General features: G+C 63.4%; 3 protein-coding genes. All 3 read right to left on the minus strand.

The features are described 5' to 3' along the window. Nucleotides 1-351 precede the first annotated feature (351 nt). Nucleotides 352-1,191 carry a hypothetical protein gene (locus GH664_RS22360; protein WP_153170277.1) on the minus strand — a complete coding sequence of 280 codons (840 nt, stop codon included), beginning with the start codon at nt 1,189-1,191 and terminating at the stop codon, nt 352-354. Nucleotides 1,192-1,231: 40 nt separating this feature from the next. After that, nucleotides 1,232-1,426 (minus strand): hypothetical protein, encoded by a 195-nt coding sequence (locus tag GH664_RS22365; RefSeq protein ID WP_153170278.1) that lies wholly within the window; start codon nt 1,424-1,426, stop codon nt 1,232-1,234. A gap of 425 nt (nt 1,427-1,851) precedes the next feature. Then, nucleotides 1,852-2,488 (minus strand): transposase (locus GH664_RS22370; RefSeq protein WP_194270475.1); only part of this gene is annotated, 637 nt, incomplete at its 5' end.

Genomic DNA, 2,488 nt, shown 5'->3' on the forward strand with positions numbered 1-2,488 from the left:
CTGATGAGGTTCTTGCAGACCCTGTAACTATGCAGAGCACACCACGCCCCAGTGCGGCCGTCGACCGAGCGAACAGCCATGCTGGGGGGTGCCCCTACGCATAGTTGAGAGCTATGCATAGGGGTCGCTATGCAAATCTATCCATAGCGACCCACTGCCGTCATTGAGCTTTGAAGAAAGCTGCCGCTCAACGTTTGAGCTAAGCGGGCGACGACGGCAGGGCGCCAAGCCCGGGCTGGCGAAAATGTACCGCGTACCGCCAGACCGGGCCTGGTGGCCTGCCGTTGCCGCTCCGCTTGGGGAGGGGTTAGGCATCACCGAGGTACGATGACGCAGCGCCAGCCGCGGTGACTACTTCGATGGCCTCAAGACCTTCTCAACGAAGTCGAGTGTCTGCCCCCCTTGCAGCGCGGCACCCGGTACAGGCACCCGCCCGGGATAGTTGCGATCGAAGGAGGGGCAGGCGTTGTTTGCGGCAAGCAGCCACGGCGAGCGCTGCTTCGCCCTACTTCCTTGAGCCAGATCGATCATGTACCCCAGTCGTTCGCCGATGACGGCTTGAGTCTGGAGGTCCACGACCTTCAAGGAACTGCCAGCGATCCAGTGCTCGCGATCGGTTCGCGTGGAGATGTCATCGAAGCGCACGCCGTATCGGGCCGAGGATGTCCTGATCAGTGTCCTGTCGAGTACGAACCTGACGTACCCCTTCAAGTAAGACTTGTTGGCCTGCCACGGCTCCTCATAGCGACCTGTATACCGATAGAGTTGGCCATCCTCGGAGTCCCGCGCTTCCACGAAGCGGTAGCCCGTGCGAGGTGGAAAGCCCTGCGGCCTCGCGTTGGGAGGCTGATAGTAGAAACCCTGCAGGAAATTCAGTATGTAGTCGGTACCGATGGAGTCGCTTCCATAGGGATCATCGAGACGATATTGATCGTCAAAGTTGAGCGTGGTGCGCAGCGTGAGCAAGAAGATGCCATCCACGTCTTCGACGACTTTGTGGATGAACTCGCCCGAGGTCTTGCAGCGCTCCTGCCAAAGGCCCAGCCCGCGCTCAGCAGTACTTTTCGCGCATCCACTAGCAGTACAAGTAACTAAGGCGGCGGCGACTAGAAGAAGCCGTGCAGTTAACGCTTTGGAGGCAACCGCAACGGGCCCGCGATAGTGGCGCGCAAATGGCGCGAGAAGTGTCATGTGATGCCTAGACATAATGGTTTTACGCGAGGCGGCCGAATTATGCCAATGCAATTGTTATTAGGGTGAAAGGTAGTGCTGCTCCAACCGTTGCAACAAAATACTCATTGTGCGGAATTGGTGCTTGAGGGGGATAGCGGCCAAGTGTAATTGCACTCAAAACGAGCCAACCGGGCCAATAGAAAACGCCAACGAACAGGGTTTCTAAGAGGATGGAGAAAATGGCGTCCAGCATTTGCGCTCTAGCGAATAGGGTTTATCCCTCGCGCCGCAAGCGCCGTTCAGTGCGCGGGCGCCTGCCGCGAGGGATAAGCCTTGTTGAGCGAATAGGGTTTATCCCTCGCGCCGCAAGCGCCGTTCAGTGCGCGGGCGCCTGCCGCGAGGGATAAGCCTTGTTGAACTGAACCGCCGCTCAGGCGGTGATACTGGGGATTCTACGCGCGGTCCATCCACATCGGATAGCGCGCGGCGGGGTCGGGTCAGCAACGCGTATCCGACGCCGCTGAGCCGCTCGCGACCATCGCCGTAATGGGCCGCGATCGGGTGCCGGCCGTGCATCCGACGTGCGGTGTCGGTCGCGTTCAGCAGACGGGGGACGTGCCACGGCCTGCCGGTGCGGACGTTGCATCGGCAAGGGCCGAGACGGGGGAGCGTGAGCGTTCATGGCGGCCCATCCCGACAGCGCGGCGCCGGCGCGGGCGGATCGTACCGGCGAGCCATGACGATCTCGACCGTGTGCCAACGCCCGACCCCACAGTGCGGGCAGCATCGCGGGTCCTCACCGCTCACGCGGGCGAGGAAGTCTGCGGCCGCTTCGATCACCGCCGGCTGCGGTGCCGGCGTCTGGAGCGCCGCACGCGCGGCAGCAAGCCGGGCACGCTTGTGGCCGCAGGCGAGCAGTCCATAGTGGCGCAGGCGCTTGAAGCCGGCCGGCAGCACGTGACGCAGGAAGCGTCCGATGAACTCGTCGGTCGGCATGCTCACCGTGCGCTTGCCGCCGGTTTCGTTGTCGCGCACCCGAAGGCGCACCTGACCCGCCTCGCAGCCGAGCAGGCGGTCGTTCGAGAGCGCCACGCGGTGCGTGTAGCGGGCAAGGTAGTCGAGCACCTGGGCGGGCCCGCCCGGCGGCGGCTTGGCATAGACCACCCAGTCATGCGCGAGCAACGCACGGCGCCGGGCGTGCCATGCATCCGGCGCACCTTGCGGATCGTCGGGCAGTTCGCCGCTGCGGCGGGCTGCGTCGAGCCGCGCGAGGAACTTGCCGCGAAACACCTGCGAGGCGGCCCGGACCGGAAAC

The sequence above is a fragment of the Thauera sp. 2A1 genome, from assembly GCF_009469595.2.
Taxonomy (GTDB): domain Bacteria; phylum Pseudomonadota; class Gammaproteobacteria; order Burkholderiales; family Rhodocyclaceae; genus Thauera.